At 67.5% G+C, this 12,992-nt stretch carries 15 protein-coding genes and 1 tRNA gene; 7 read left to right on the top strand and 9 right to left on the bottom strand.

Annotated features, from left to right (window positions below; genetic code table 11):
• Window positions 1–95 precede the first annotated feature (95 nt).
• From DQ353_RS15130 to DQ353_RS15140, 3 genes are all read left to right on the top strand, one after another.
• Window positions 96–1,229 carry a carbohydrate ABC transporter permease gene (locus DQ353_RS15130; RefSeq protein ID WP_113763677.1) on the top strand — a complete coding sequence of 378 codons (1,134 nt, stop codon included), beginning with the start codon at window positions 96–98 and terminating at the stop codon, window positions 1,227–1,229.
• The gene (locus DQ353_RS15135; protein WP_113763679.1) at window positions 1,229–2,182 is read left to right on the top strand and encodes a carbohydrate ABC transporter permease; all 954 of its coding nucleotides are present in this window, start codon (window positions 1,229–1,231) and stop codon (window positions 2,180–2,182) included. Before DQ353_RS15130 ends, DQ353_RS15135 begins: the two co-directional genes overlap by 1 nt.
• A gap of 73 nt (window positions 2,183–2,255) precedes the next feature.
• The gene (locus tag DQ353_RS15140) at window positions 2,256–3,248 is read left to right on the top strand and encodes a hypothetical protein (RefSeq protein WP_146755266.1); all 993 of its coding nucleotides are present in this window, start codon (window positions 2,256–2,258) and stop codon (window positions 3,246–3,248) included.
• Between the two features lie 25 nt (window positions 3,249–3,273).
• Here the strand turns inward: DQ353_RS15140 and DQ353_RS15145 are convergent, their stop codons facing one another.
• The 6 genes from DQ353_RS15145 to DQ353_RS15170 form a co-directional block, all read right to left on the bottom strand.
• A complete protein-coding gene (locus tag DQ353_RS15145; protein WP_113763683.1) occupies window positions 3,274–4,101 on the bottom strand; it encodes a glycerophosphodiester phosphodiesterase family protein in 828 nt (275 codons plus the stop codon).
• Between the two features lie 55 nt (window positions 4,102–4,156).
• Entirely contained in the window at window positions 4,157–4,999 is an 843-nt protein-coding gene (locus tag DQ353_RS15150; RefSeq protein ID WP_113763685.1) for an HAD hydrolase family protein, read from the bottom strand.
• A 10-nt stretch (window positions 5,000–5,009) separates the two neighbouring features.
• Window positions 5,010–5,921 carry a carbohydrate kinase family protein gene (locus DQ353_RS15155; RefSeq protein ID WP_113763687.1) on the bottom strand — a complete coding sequence of 304 codons (912 nt, stop codon included), beginning with the start codon at window positions 5,919–5,921 and terminating at the stop codon, window positions 5,010–5,012.
• A 104-nt stretch (window positions 5,922–6,025) separates the two neighbouring features.
• A complete protein-coding gene (locus tag DQ353_RS15160; RefSeq protein WP_286166844.1) occupies window positions 6,026–6,808 on the bottom strand; it encodes an alpha/beta hydrolase family protein in 783 nt (260 codons plus the stop codon).
• A 20-nt stretch (window positions 6,809–6,828) separates the two neighbouring features.
• Window positions 6,829–7,638, bottom strand: coding sequence for an enoyl-CoA hydratase/isomerase family protein (locus DQ353_RS15165; protein WP_113763689.1), 810 nt, complete (start codon window positions 7,636–7,638; stop codon window positions 6,829–6,831).
• A 173-nt stretch (window positions 7,639–7,811) separates the two neighbouring features.
• Window positions 7,812–8,573, bottom strand: a complete 762-nt coding sequence (locus tag DQ353_RS15170) for a substrate-binding domain-containing protein (RefSeq protein WP_146755267.1) — start codon at window positions 8,571–8,573, stop codon at window positions 7,812–7,814.
• A gap of 29 nt (window positions 8,574–8,602) precedes the next feature.
• On the opposite strand from DQ353_RS15170, the gene DQ353_RS15175 reads away from it, so the two are divergent.
• The gene (locus DQ353_RS15175) at window positions 8,603–8,989 is read left to right on the top strand and encodes a DUF5997 family protein (protein WP_113763776.1); all 387 of its coding nucleotides are present in this window, start codon (window positions 8,603–8,605) and stop codon (window positions 8,987–8,989) included.
• 25 nt (window positions 8,990–9,014) lie between these two features.
• On the opposite strand, the gene DQ353_RS15180 is transcribed toward DQ353_RS15175, so the two are convergent.
• Entirely contained in the window at window positions 9,015–9,446 is a 432-nt protein-coding gene (locus DQ353_RS15180; protein ID WP_071216235.1) for a universal stress protein, read from the bottom strand.
• Window positions 9,447–9,510: 64 nt separating this feature from the next.
• Window positions 9,511–10,209 carry a dienelactone hydrolase family protein gene (locus DQ353_RS15185; protein WP_113763693.1) on the bottom strand — a complete coding sequence of 233 codons (699 nt, stop codon included), beginning with the start codon at window positions 10,207–10,209 and terminating at the stop codon, window positions 9,511–9,513.
• A gap of 260 nt (window positions 10,210–10,469) precedes the next feature.
• Between DQ353_RS15185 and aqpZ the strand changes: the two genes are divergently transcribed.
• Window positions 10,470–11,249 (top strand): aquaporin Z, encoded by a 780-nt coding sequence (aqpZ, locus tag DQ353_RS15190; protein WP_113763695.1) that lies wholly within the window; start codon window positions 10,470–10,472, stop codon window positions 11,247–11,249.
• Between the two features lie 149 nt (window positions 11,250–11,398).
• On the opposite strand, the gene DQ353_RS15195 is transcribed toward aqpZ, so the two are convergent.
• Window positions 11,399–11,482, bottom strand: a tRNA-Leu gene (locus DQ353_RS15195).
• Between the two features lie 283 nt (window positions 11,483–11,765).
• Here DQ353_RS15195 and DQ353_RS15200 point away from each other — a divergent pair.
• Window positions 11,766–12,512 (top strand): FHA domain-containing protein, encoded by a 747-nt coding sequence (locus DQ353_RS15200; protein ID WP_113763697.1) that lies wholly within the window; start codon window positions 11,766–11,768, stop codon window positions 12,510–12,512.
• On the top strand, window positions 12,509–12,991 hold the full coding sequence (locus DQ353_RS15205; RefSeq protein ID WP_113763699.1) for an FHA domain-containing protein FhaB/FipA: 483 nt from the start codon (window positions 12,509–12,511) through the stop codon (window positions 12,989–12,991). Before DQ353_RS15200 ends, DQ353_RS15205 begins: the two co-directional genes overlap by 4 nt.
• The last annotated feature ends 1 nt before the right edge of the window (window position 12,992 follow it).

Below are 12,992 nucleotides of genomic sequence, written 5' to 3' on the forward strand. Positions count from 1 at the left end.
CCCATTTCCAGCATTGCCTCCGGATAGCGCGCAGGTGACCCCGCCACCGCGGGGCGCTGCGGGCAGCCACCTCGAAAGGCCGGCACCGACGCATCATGACAACCTTCCTGCAATGGCTCAGCACGCTGCCCACCCTGGCGCAGATCCCGATCATCATCGGGGTGTTCTGCGCCGTGGTGCTCCTGCTGCTCTTCCTCATCGAGCTGGCCCCGCGGCGCGGGCGCAAGTACACGATCATCCGCGCCGTCGCCTGCGTCCTGTTCCCGCTGCTGATGGTCGCGATCCTGGATTCCTACACCTGGGCCATCGTCGCCGCCGGCTTCCTGGGGTTGCTGCTGTTCTGGCTCGACTACCGCTCGCGGAGCGGGGCGGGGTACATCTTCGCGCTGGTGGGCTTCCTGTCCCCCGCGCTGCTGCTGCTGGCGGCCGGGCTGGTCATCCCCACGATCCAGACCACCGTGCAGTCGTTCATGAATTCCCGCGGCACCGAATTCGTGGGGCTGGAGAACTTCATCTGGATCTTCACCCAGCCCGCGGGCATCCGCACAGTGCTGAACACGGTGCTCTGGGTGCTCATCGCCCCGGCGGTGTCCACCCTTGCCGGGATGGCCTATGCGGTGTTCATCGACAAGTCCCGCGGGGAGAAGTTCTTCAAGATCCTGGTGTTCATGCCGATGGCGATCTCCTTCGTGGGCGCCTCGATCATCTGGCGCTTCGTCTACACCGCACGGCCCGCGGACTCGGAACAGATCGGATTGCTGAACCAGGTGATCGTCTGGGCCGGCGGGGAACCGGTGCAGTTCCTGCAGGAATCCCCGTGGAACACCGTGGCGTTGATCGCGGTGCTGATCTGGGTGCAGACCGGGTTCGCGATGGTGATCCTCTCCGCGGCGATCAAGGCGGTGCCGCTCGAGCAGCTGGAGGCGGCCGAGCTTGACGGGGCCAACGGCTGGCAGCGCTTCGCCAACGTGACGCTGCCGGGCATCCGCTCCTCGCTGGTCGTCGTGCTGACCACCATCTCGATCGCCTCGCTGAAGGTCTTCGACATCGTGCGCACCATGACCGCCGGCGCCAACGACACCTCGGTGATCGCCAACGAGATGTACACCCAGTTCCGCAACTTCGAGGCCGGGCGCTCCGCGGCGTTCGCCGTGATCCTCTTCCTCATGGTGATGCCCATCGTCATCTACAACGCCCGGCAGATCAAGATGCAAAGGGAGATGCGCTGATGTCCACGCTCGCCAGAACCGAAGAACCCACCGCGGCCCCCGAGCCCGGCGTGCGGCGCGGCCGCCCGGCCGCCTCGCTGGCCAAGACCCGGCTGACCAACCGCTGGGCCACCCTTGCAGCACTGGTCATCGCCGCGCTGTGGACCGTCCCGACCATCGGGCTGCTGGTCTCCTCGTTCCGCCCGGCGCAGCAGGTGCGCACCACCGGCTGGTGGACCCTTTTCCAAAACTGGGGTTTCACCACGGACAACTACACCGCGGTACTGCAGGCCGGAAACTCGCAGCTGACCATGGCCGGATCGTTCATCAACTCGATAGCGATCACCCTGCCGGCCACCGTGATCCCGCTGGTGCTGGCCACCCTGGCCGCCTACGCCTTCGCCTGGATGCGCTTCCCGGGCAGGGACCTGCTCTTCGTGCTGGTCTTCGCACTGCAGATCGTGCCCATCCAGATGGCGCTGGTGCCGCTGCTGCGGCTCTTTGCCGCCGGGGAGCTCTTCGGGGTTCCGGTCATCGGGGCGTTCGGCTCGGCCGGGTACGCACAGGTGTGGATCGCGCACACCATCTTTGCGCTGCCGCTGGCGATCTTCCTGCTGCACAACTTCATTGCCGAGATCCCCAACGAGATCATCGAGGCCGCCCGGGTGGACGGGGCCAGCCACGGGCAGATCTTCTTCCGGATCGTGCTGCCGCTCACTGCCCCGGCGATCGCCGCGTTCTCCATCTTCCAGTTCCTCTGGGTGTGGAACGACCTGCTGGTCGCGTTGATCTTCGCCGACGGCGCGGTCGCCCCGATCACCAAGCTCCTGGCGGAGATCACCGGGAGCCGCGGGCAGGACTGGCACCTGCTCACCGCCGGGGCATTCGTGGCCATGATCGTGCCGCTGGCCGTGTTCTTCGCGCTGCAGCGCTACTTCGTCCGCGGGCTGATGGCCGGCTCCGCCAAGGGATAGGCGGGCCCTGCGCGACATGCGCTTCGGGCCCGCTCACAGCAAAGCCGACGATTCACTGGCTACCATGGAACACGTGGCTCAGTGGATTAAGACTTGGACGGAAGACGGCTGGCGCGCCGAGGTGCTCTCATGGGTGGACATGGCCTGCGAGGCATATTCCATCAAGCGCATAGATGCACTTCAAAGCGCATCTTCATCGATCCGTGCGACGCACCTGCGGGTGCCAACCGACGCCGGACTGCTGTTCTTCAAGGCGGTGGCGCCCGGGCAGTCCTTTGAGCCCCCGTTGACCTCCGCCGCCGCCTCCCTGGTCCCGGAGAGGCTGGTGATGCCGCTGGCGATCGACCCGGACCGCGGCTGGATGCTCTCCCCCGACTACGGTGCAACCCTCGACGAGCTGGCCACGACCCCGGAACTGTGGGCCCGGACGCTCGGCGCCCTGGGCCAGCTGCAGCGCGAACTCGTGCCGTGCGAGGAGGCACTCTTCGACGCCGGCCTGCAGATCCTGGATCCCGCATGGATTCCCGAGGAGTTCAACAACGCGCTCATGCTGCATGCGTCGCTGCCCGCGGAGCACCCGCTGGGCATTCCGGCCCGCGACGCCGACCACGCCTTCGCCGCGTTGAAGGACATCGAGGAGGCCTGCGCGCAGCTCATCGCCGGCCCGATCCCGCTGAGCCTGGAGCACGGGTCCTTCGATCGCCGCCGGGTCTTCGCCCCCACCGACGAGAGCACCGCGCCGCGGATCCTGAACCTCGGCGACGCGCACTGGGCACACCCCTTTGCCTCGCTGGCCCGTCCCATCGAGCGGATGCGGATCGATTTCCGGGCCCCGGCCGACGACCCGCGGATCATCGCCGCCATCGGCGCGTACCTTGCGGCGTGGGGCGACTACGGTTGCCCCGACGAGCTCTACGCCCTGGTGGGCCCGGCACTGCGGATCTCCCCGCTGCACACCCACGAGACCTGGCTGCAATTGCTGGCCGAGGCCGACGAGCCGGCCCTGCTGCGCTGGGCGCCGAAGGTGCTCGAACCGCTCGCCGAATTGGCGGCGACCACCGCCTGAGCCGCGGGTTCAACGCGGCCCGGTTTCAGCCGGCCGGGCGGTCCTGCGGCCAGGTCCCGCGGACGGCCATGACCCGGGCCAGGACGTCGGCGTTATCGCTCATGATCCCGTCCACGCCCATGTCCAGCAGCCGGTGCATGTCCGCTTCCTCGTTGACCACCCACACGTGGACCTGCAGTCCGGCGGCGTGGGCATGGCGGATGAGGTTCGGGCCCACCACGCGGATGGCCCCGTGCCGCTCGGGGACCTGCAGGGCCGCGACGTTGCGGAACCAGTAACCCGGCAGCGGGGCAAGGGAACCGAGCAGCGCCGCCGCGCCAACGCCCAGCACCCCGGGGCTGGCCGCCACCGGGGCCCCGGCACCGGCCAGCAGCCGCTGCACCGCCCTGCGGCGCCGCCCGTTGAACGAGCCCACCAGCACCCGGTCCCGGGCTCCGTGGCGGTCGATCGCGCGGGCCAGCGGGGCAGCGGCGGCCGGATCCTTCACATCGACGTTGAAGTGCGCGTGCCCGAAGCCCTCCAGCAGCTGATCGAAGGTGGGGATCGGTTCTCCCGCCACGCGCAGCTGCGCCAGTTCGGCCGCGGTGCAGTCGGAGACCTTGCGCCTGTCACCGGTCAGCCGGCGCAGGTCCTCGTCGTGGAACACCATCAGCACCCCGTCCTTGCTGGCGTACACGTCGGTCTCCAGGTAGCCGAAGCCCAGCTCCACGGCGGCGTTGAATGCCTTGATGGTGTTTTCCTCGCCGTTCGGCGCGAACCCGCGGTGGGAGAACGCCAGCGGGGAGCCGGCCAGGGGTGAGCCTGCGGTGTTGCGCAGGTACGGTGCGGTCCCGGCCCGTGGTGCCTCGATCATGATGCCGCTTCCCCCGTCGGTTCCGCCCGCAGGAACGGGCCTGGTTGGTGTGTGCCTAGCGTGTTTCCGGTGTGCGGCCGGCCAGGATGTCCTCCAGGATGCGGGCCACCCCGTCGTCCTCGACGCCCGGGGCCAGATGGGCGGCGGCCAGGCGCGCGCTCGGGTGCCCGGAGGCCATGGCGTACCCGTGCCCGGCCCAGGAGAGCATCTGCAAGTCATTGGGCATGTCGCCGAACGCCACGACCTGGCCGGCGCCGATCCCCAGCGCTGCCGCATAGGCCCCGAGCGCGACGGACTTGTTCACGTCGACGTGCGCCATTTCCAGCAGCGAGACATCGAAGGCGGAGTGCGTCACCGAAACCAGCTCCGCCAGGGAGCCGGCGACCGCTGCCATGAAGGCGTCGGAGTCCCGGGTGCGGGACTTGGCCAGGAACTTCACCACGCCCGCCTCATGCAGGTCCGCCGAGCCCAGGTCAAGTGCCCGGATTTCCCCGAGGCGCCCGGTGTCCCCGGGTTCGGCGAATCCGGTCCCCAGGTGCAGTCCGCGGGTGGTTTCCGCTGCGAAGGTGGCCGTGGGTTCGGCGCGCAGGATGATCTCCCGGACCTCGAGCAGTGCCGCGGGTTCGATGGTCGCCGCGGAGACCAGGGACTCGGATTCCAGGTCGTAGAGCACCGCGCCGTTGGAGCAGATCACGGTGCCCAGGTGGCCGAAGGCCCGGCGCACCGGATCAAGCCAGCGCATCGGGCGGCCGGTGACGAAGACGATGTGCATCCCGGATTCACGGGCGTGGCGGAACGCCTCGATGGTGCGCGCGGAAATGGTCCCGTCCGCGCGGATGATGGTTCCGTCCAGGTCGCTGGCGACGAGCCGCACATCCATGTCCGTTTTCCCCCACATGCTTCTTTGCTCAGGAAATTTCTTGCCGGGTCGGCGGGTTGGCGCCGGGCCGCGAGACGGTGATCGCCGCCGCGCGGGCGGCATAGTCCAGGATCTCGGTGAGCGTTCCGGTGTCCAGTGCGTGCAGCTGCTCGCGCCGTTCGCTGCCCAGCAACCCGCGGGATTCCAGGGCGGAGATCATTGCGGAGATGAACGAATCCCCCGCACCCACGGTGTCAGCGACATCCACCACCGGAGCGGCGGTGCGCGCCGTGCCGGCCTTCACCAGTCCCCAGGGGCCGCCGGAGCCGTAGGTCGCCACGACCATCGCCGGGCCCAGGGCCAGCCAGGCTGCGGCGGTGTCCTCGACGTTGCGGTGCGGGTAGAGCCATTCGAGGTCGGAGTCCGAGGCCCGGACCACGTCGGCCAACGCGACGAAGCGTTCTACGTTGGCCACCGCGGCGGCGTGGTCGGTGATCAGCGAGGGGCGGATGTTGGGGTCGTAGGAGATCGTGGCATGTGGGCGGGCGGCCTCGATGAGCTTGCGCACCTTGGAGGCGCCCGGTTCCACGAGCGTGGCCAGCGAGCCGGTGTGCACGGCCCGTGCCTCGGCCAGTGCCGGGGTGTCGGCGGGCAGCTCGGGCAGGTCCCAATGCATGTCGAAGGTGTAGCTGGCCGCACCCACGGGGTCCAGGATGCCTCGCGCGGTGGAGGTCGGGGCGTCGTCGGGGCCGCAGATGTAGCGCACGTCGTTGGCGGCCAGCGACTGCTGGATCATCACTCCGTACTCGTCCCTGCCCCAGCGCCCGATGAACGTGGTGGGGTGCCCGAGCTTGGCCAGGCCGACGGCGACGTTCAGCGGGCTGCCGCCGACGAAGGACCGTGGCGCGCTGATCCCGCCGGAAAGCACGTCGACCAGGGCCTCGCCTATGACCGTCAGCACATCGGGCTCCTCATCCTTGGTTCTGGGGGTGTCGACTTCAATATACCGGGCGGTAGCCAAGGTCGGCGCAGTGTGTGCCGCTGCTCTCCGTCCCGCCCGGCACCTCAACCGCCTTGCGCGGCGGCGCCGCCGAGCTCCAGCAGGGCCGCCACGCTCGCTTCCCAGGCCGGGTCCCCGGGGGTGATCAGCCCGTAGTGGTCCCCTGCCAGCTCCCGGTAGGACACCGGGGCACCTGCGGCCCGCGCGCGGGCGGCGAAGGAACGGGCCAGGGCCACCGGCACGTCCGCATCATTGCTGCCGTGCAGCATCACCAGCGGAACCGCGGGCAGGGCCCGGGCCGCGGGATCCGCGTTTTTCCAGGATTCCGGCGTGGATTCCGGGGTGCCACCCATCAGTTCGGCGGCGGCGCCGTCGCTCAGGTGAAGTTCGTGGGCCAGGTACAGGTCCAGCACCCCGGCCTGCGAGACGACGCCCTCCAGGGTCCTGCCCTCCGGCGGGCACGCCCCGGGGGCGCCTGCGGGCAGCAGGTTTCGTCCCGCGGCCCAGTACGCAAGGTGTCCGCCGGCCGAGTGCCCGACCCCGATCCGCGGCCCGTCCGGGATCCCGGCAGCGGCCAGTGCCTCATCCAGGGCCCCGAGCCCCGTCGCGACGTCGTCGAAGGTCTGCGGGTAGCCGCCCTGTCCCCCGGCGGTGCGCCGGTATTCCAGGTTCCAGGACACGATGCCGCGCGCGGCCAGGTCGGCTGCCAGCGGACGGCCCAGTTCCGCGCCGTAGGCCTGCCGCCAGAACCCGCCGTGGATGATCACGGCAATGACCCTGTGCATGCGTGTTTCGGGGAGCCACAGTTCCGCGTACTGGCTGGGGTGCGGGCCGTAGGCGTGGTGCACCGATGGAGCAGTGCCAGGCACTAGCGGCCCGGGAACTCGGGGGCGGACTTGGCCACGAAGGCCGCGCGCCCCACCACGGAATCCTCGGTCGCAAAGGCCTTCATGAAGGAGCGGGCCTCGGCCTCCAGCCCGTCGACGACGTTCAGCCCGGCGATCTCGTTGATCGCGTGCTTCACGTTGGCCACCGCGGTTGGCGCCTTGGAGGCGATCTCGGCGATCGTGGCCAGGGCCGCTTCCAGCAGCGCCTCGTTGTCTTCAAGGACCCGGTTGACCAGACCGATGCGCAGCGCCTCGGCGGACTTGATTCGCCGGCCGGTGTAGATCAGTTCGCGGGCCATGCCGATGCCCACGCGCTGCTGCAGGCGCACCGAACCGCCGAAGCCGGGCACCAGGCCGAGGTTGACCTCGGGCTGGCCGAAGCTGGCGTTGGCCGAGGCGTAGAGGAAGTCGCAGGCCATGGCCAGCTCGCAGCCGCCACCCAGGGCAAAGCCGTTCACGGCCGCGATCACGGGCACCGGCAGGGCCTCGAGGCGCAGCGTGACATCGTGCATGCGCCTGCCGTAGGCCAGGGCCGCTGCGGGGTCCATGGTGTTCATCTCCACGATGTTGGCCCCGGCGACGAAGGCCTTCTCCCCCGCACCGGTGATGATGATCCCGCGCACCGGCCAGTTGGCGTCGATGCCGAGGTCCGCCAGCACGCCGGTAAGCTCGTGGAGGTCCTCGACCACGGCGGCGGCCAGCGCGTTCATCGACGCCGGCTGGTTGATTGTCACCAGCAGCGCCTCGTCGCGCTGCTCAACGAGCAATGTCTGGTAGGTCCCGAATTCCATGTGCACTCCCTTGTGATTGGCTTTGCGACCAGCGTCTCATGTTTGCCGCATCACAGGCATGTTGGCGCGCGGTTGTGAAAGCGGGCGGACGGCGCCGCCGAACGCGAAGACCCGCCCTGCTCCCCGCACGGAACGGGGGCAGGACGGGTCTTCGCGAAGCGGAAAGACAAGGATCAGCGCTTGCGGCCGCGGGAAGCTGGCTTTGCGCCGCGTTTGGCCCCGGGCCGGGACCCGGCGGCGGCGGCCTTCCTCTTGGTCTTGGCCTTCTTCGCGTCCTTGGCCGCCTCGGACTGGCTGGTCTGGCGCTTCTTGCGGGCCTCGACCGCCTGCTCCTGCTGGCGTTGGGCCACCGAGGCCTGCCGGGAGGAGTTCTCCCCGCGGCCGCGCACCACCCCGATGAATTCCTCGATGACCGGGTCGGCGGGTTCGTCCCCCACCGGCGCCAGCCAGGCGATGCCGATGCTGGTGCCCGGGACGCCTTCAAGCACCTTGTGCACCACGTCCTTGCGGTGGTGCAGGCGGGCCACGCCCATCGGCAGCACCAGCAGGCCCGCGCCCGAGGAACAGACCTCCATGGCCATCGCGGTCCCACCCACGGATTCGGGGTAGTCGGCCAGGTCCAGGAAATTCTCGCCGGAGAGATCCGCGTACGGGATCCTCTCCTCGTAGAGCTCGATGTCGTGGTCCTTGGCCGCACAAACGACCTGGGACTCCTCATAGAGGGGAATCACGTGGATCGCGGGGGTCTTGGGCGAGGTTCCGGTGGCAAAGCGGACAAAAACGACGTCCGATTCCCCGGTGTCCAGGCGCGCCAAGATCGCCTCCCCGTCGTGGCGCAGGGCCTGCAGCGGGTTCTGTGGATAACGTTCGTTCCACCTGGTCAGCCATTTGCCGGGCGTGACGCCCGGTACATAGGCGATTCTTAGTCCTGTCACTACCCCAGCGTACCGGTACGCTAGTGCACATGAGCGAGAAAACCCCACAGAACATGAAGCCGGCGACTGCCGCAAAGAAATTGGGCATCTACCTGCCCGCAGCTCCGGCCGAGTTCCAGGAGGGGCCGGTCACCCGGGCCGGGCTCGACGAATTGCTGGCCAACCCGCCGGCATGGCTCGAGGAATTGCGTGCCAACGGCCCGCATCCGCGCCCCGTGGTGGCCCACAAGCTGAACGTTTCGATCGCGGGCCTTGCCCGCGCCGAAATCACCGAGGCGTTGACCACCGCCGAGATCGAGGCCTTGCTGGCCGACCGCCCGGTGTGGCTGCAGGAAGAGCGCGCCTCGCTGGCCGCCGTCCGTGCAGAGGAAAAGCGTGTGCGTGACGCTGCGGCCGCCAAGGGCGACCGCAGCTAACCACGATTCAACTATGGTGCGGTGACTACTTGACCGTCTTGACGATGTAGACATCGCACGGGGCTGCGTGTGCCACGGAGGTGGCCACGGAGCCGAGCACGCGGCCCAGGCCCTTCATGCCGACGTTGCCGACCACGATCAAGGTGGCGTTGAGGCGCTCGGCCTCGGCAACCAGGACTTCCTGTGGCTTGCCGTGGGCTGCCGTTGCGGTGATCTTTGCGGTCGGCTCGGTGATGCGCAGGCCTGCGGCGCACTGCTCGGCAACCTTTCCTGCCTGCTCGGCGTCGTCCAGGATCCAGGTGTCGGTGCCGATCTTCACGACTTCGGTGTTGTCCGAGGTGTGGGCGGTCACGACGACCAGTTCTGCATCCATGTTGGAGGCGATGCGTGCCGCGCGTTCTGCGGCGCGCTGTGCTGTCTCGCTGCCGTCAACACCGACGATGATGGTTTCTGCCATGTTCTGACGCTCCTTTTGCTGTGGCCACCCGTTTGGCGGCCATTATTTGGGTGTAAAAAACTGGTTAGGAAATATTCTGCCGCAGGAAGTCCACTGCCCGGCCCCACGCCACAGCCGCGGCCTCGGGGCGGTAGTTGCCCGCCGGGTTGCCGTCGTTGTGGAAGGCGTGCGGGGCATCGTAGTAGAAGAACGTCACCTCGGTGCCTGACTCGGCCCGGATCTGTTCCTCCTGGGCGCGTGCCTTTGCCACCGGGTAGGACGAATCCTCGTTGGCGTAGTGCCCCTGGATCTTGGCGCGCACCCCGGCATAGCTTTGGGGCACCCCCTGGCCGACGCCGTAGAAGGGAACGGCCGCGGAAATCTTCTGGCCCTGCTGCGCCGCCAGGGCCAGCACGAACCCGCCGCCCATGCAGAACCCGATGGTTCCCACGGTCGCGCTCGTAACCGCATCCAGGCCCAGGAGGTAGTCGACGGCGCCGGCCAGCAGCTTCGCACCGACATCCTCGGGCAGCTTGGACATCATCGTGGCCGCCTCTGCGCCGTCGTGGGCCACCACGCCGCCAAAGAGATCCGGTGCCAGGGCGACAAAGCCTTCGGCCGCCAGCCGGTCGGCCACATCCCGGATGTGGTCGGTCAGTCCCCACCATTCCTGGATGACAATGACGCCAGGACCATGCCCACCCTCGGGCAACGCCAAGTAGCCGTGTGCCGATTGCCCTTCGGAGGGAAATGAAACGTTCTGGTGCGGTGTCTGGGACGCCATGTTGCTGACTGCTCCTGTCCTACATGCTTCTTTGCCTACGGAAAAGATCGAACGACTCCCAGTCTATGCATGGGCATGTGGCCTCTTGCCCCAAATCGCCGGTGTTTGCATCACATCCGGGGCACCGGGCGACCGGCAAAGAGGCCCGTGACACCTTTTATCGGGTTCCGGCCCATTCAACGGGGTCAAATGCGCCACAAACGTATTATCGTGGGTCATCCCAAAACAGTGCAGCGCTAGTGATCATGGAGCCACCCAACATGTCCCAACCACAGAGCATGACATCGCGTCTGGCGGCCGAGTTCCTCGGCACCGGAGTCCTTGTTTTTGGCGGCTGCGGAGCCGCCATCTTCTCCGCCAAGGTCGTTTCCTCGAACACCATCAACATGGGGATCGGGTTCCTCGGCGTTGCCCTGGCATTCGGCCTGACCGTCATGGTGATGGTCTACGCGGTAGGCCACATCTCCGGCGCCCACTTCAATCCCGCCGTCACCTTTGGTGCGGCACTGGCCGGGCGCATCGAATGGAAGGCCGTTCCCGCCTACATGATCACCCAGATCATCGGCGCCTCGGTCGCGGGCCTTGCACTCTTTGCCATTGCCACCGGAAAGCACGGTTTCAATCCGGTCACCTCGGGCTTTGCCTCCAACGGCTATGCCGACCGCTCCCCCGACGGCTACTCGATGCTATCGGCGCTGCTCGCGGAGATCATCCTCACGGCGATCTTCCTGTACGTCATCCTGGGCTCCACTGACGGTCGGGCGCCCAAGGGCTTCGCAGGGATATCCATTGGGTTGTCCCTGACGCTGATCCACCTGGTTGCCATCCCGATCACCAACACCTCGGTGAACCCGGCCCGCTCGTTGGGCGTGGCATGGTTTGCAGGTCCGGCGGCGCTGGGACAGGTGTGGTTGTTCATCGTGGCACCCTTGGTGGGAGCCGCGATCGCGGGGCTCACCTATCCCCTGTTCTTCCCGAACCCCGCGGTCTCCATGGCCGTGGAGATGGATCGGGGGCCAGGAACAACCAGCGCCGCCTAAGCAGGTGTCCACCGGTTCTTGCTGAGTCGCGGTTCGCAGGAAGCGGGGCGGGCCATCCACCGGCCATCGCGCTCGGGACGAGCCCGGAACCCTCGATCGCCTTAACGAAACAACCCCCGATCCGAAGACCGGGGGTTGTTTCCCATATGTGCGCGAGGGGGGACTTGAACCCCCACGCCCTTGCGAGCACTGGCACCTGAAGCCAGCGCGTCTACCAATTCCGCCACTCGCGCATATTCACCGCTGTTTTCGTCATTGACTTCAACAGCGAGATCAATAATATACACAGATCGCCCCGAACCACTAATCGAGGGGTTCTTTGTGATCAGAGCCACTCTTCTGCAACCTTTGGAGACGGCCATTCGTTCCTGATCAGAGGGCCGGTTTCACCACATTCAGCCCCACGGAAAATGCAAGGCAAGTAGTATCGAACAATGCGTAGGGCAACCATGCCCTGCGACGCAATGCCATTAACCGTGGAACCACACGCGTTAGAACCAGGAAGGGAGCGAAGCGATGGGTCTCATTGACAATGTTGAACGCGGACTTGAAAAGCTTGTCACCAGCGTCTTCCGCGGCTCCGGCAGCTCCGAAGTCAAGCCCGTCGAGATCGCTTCGCGCCTGCGCAACCAAATGGACGCGAAGTCGCTGACCATTTCCCAGGCCCGCACCCTCGCGCCGAACCACTTCATCATCCGCCTCGCGGAAGAGGATTTCGCCCGGGCCCGGGAATGGGGTGCCCCCCTGGCCCGGGAGCTGTGCACCACGGCCCTGGAACACGCCAAGAGCCAGGGTTACACCCTGCAGGGCGCGGTCGAGGTCAATTTCCGCAAGGACCCCGAACTCAAGCCCGGAGGCTTCGAGATCGATGCCACCACTTCGGATGCTTCTGCCCCCGAGGCCCATAACACCCCCGCCGCACCGCCGGCCCCGTCCGCACCGCCTCGCGCCGCGGCCAGGATGCAGCCCGTGCTGGACATTTCCGGCCAGCGCTACGCCCTGAACCACCCCAGCATCGTCTTGGGCCGCTCGGCAGACACCGACATCCCCATCGAGGATCCGGGGGTCTCGCGCCGGCACCTGAAGATCGAGCAGCGCGGCGCCTCGACCTGGGCTGTTGACCTGGGCTCCACGAACGGCAGCTTCGTCAACGGACAAAAGATCGTCGGCGAGACGGAGCTGCACGACGGCTCCAACATTGCCATGGGGCAGACGCGCATCATCTTCCGCCTCGTCCCCCAATCACAAGGAGACCGTGCGTGAACGACCTAGTGTTCACCGTGCTGCGGCTCGGATTTCTCATTTTGCTGTGGCTGCTGGTCCTGAGCATCGTCGGAGCACTTCGCCGCGACCTCGCCATCGGCAGCAAGGCCCGCGTCGGCGCCCCTACCGCCCGGGAGATCCGCAAGGACCCCTCGCTGGCGCCTCCGCCCGAAGTCCCCGCCAAGCAGCAAGCCAAGACCCTGGCCATCCTCGAGGGCCCGCTCACCGGCCTCGAGCACCAGCTCACTGCCAGCCCGATCCTGCTGGGCCGCGCCCAGGAGGCAACCATCGTGCTTGAGGACGACTACGCCTCGGGACGCCACGCGCGCCTGTTCCCGCAGGGCACCCGCTGGTTCATCGAAGACCTCGGTTCCACCAACGGAACCTTCCTGGGCGATGCCCAGCTCACCCGCGCCCAGCCCGTTGAACTCGGCCAGAAAATCCGGATCGGCAAGACCGTCATGGAGCTGAGGCCCTAGA

The organism is Arthrobacter sp. AQ5-05, from assembly GCF_003287975.1.
Taxonomy (GTDB): Bacteria; Actinomycetota; Actinomycetes; order Actinomycetales; family Micrococcaceae; genus Paeniglutamicibacter.

Coding starts and splice junctions, on each gene's coding strand:
- DQ353_RS15130 (WP_113763677.1), top strand. CDS start 96: ATGACAACCTTCCTGCAATGGCTCAGCACGCTGCCCACCCTGGCGCAG.
- DQ353_RS15135 (WP_113763679.1), top strand. CDS start 1,229: ATGTCCACGCTCGCCAGAACCGAAGAACCCACCGCGGCCCCCGAGCCC.
- DQ353_RS15145 (WP_113763683.1), bottom strand. CDS start 4,101: ATGATCGAGGCACCACGGGCCGGGACCGCACCGTACCTGCGCAACACC.
- DQ353_RS15150 (WP_113763685.1), bottom strand. CDS start 4,999: ATGTGGGGGAAAACGGACATGGATGTGCGGCTCGTCGCCAGCGACCTG.
- DQ353_RS15165 (WP_113763689.1), bottom strand. CDS start 7,638: ATGGAATTCGGGACCTACCAGACATTGCTCGTTGAGCAGCGCGACGAG.
- DQ353_RS15175 (WP_113763776.1), top strand. CDS start 8,603: ATGAGCGAGAAAACCCCACAGAACATGAAGCCGGCGACTGCCGCAAAG.
- DQ353_RS15180 (WP_071216235.1), bottom strand. CDS start 9,446: ATGGCAGAAACCATCATCGTCGGTGTTGACGGCAGCGAGACAGCACAG.
- DQ353_RS15185 (WP_113763693.1), bottom strand. CDS start 10,209: ATGGCGTCCCAGACACCGCACCAGAACGTTTCATTTCCCTCCGAAGGG.
- aqpZ (WP_113763695.1), top strand. CDS start 10,470: ATGTCCCAACCACAGAGCATGACATCGCGTCTGGCGGCCGAGTTCCTC.
- DQ353_RS15200 (WP_113763697.1), top strand. CDS start 11,766: ATGGGTCTCATTGACAATGTTGAACGCGGACTTGAAAAGCTTGTCACC.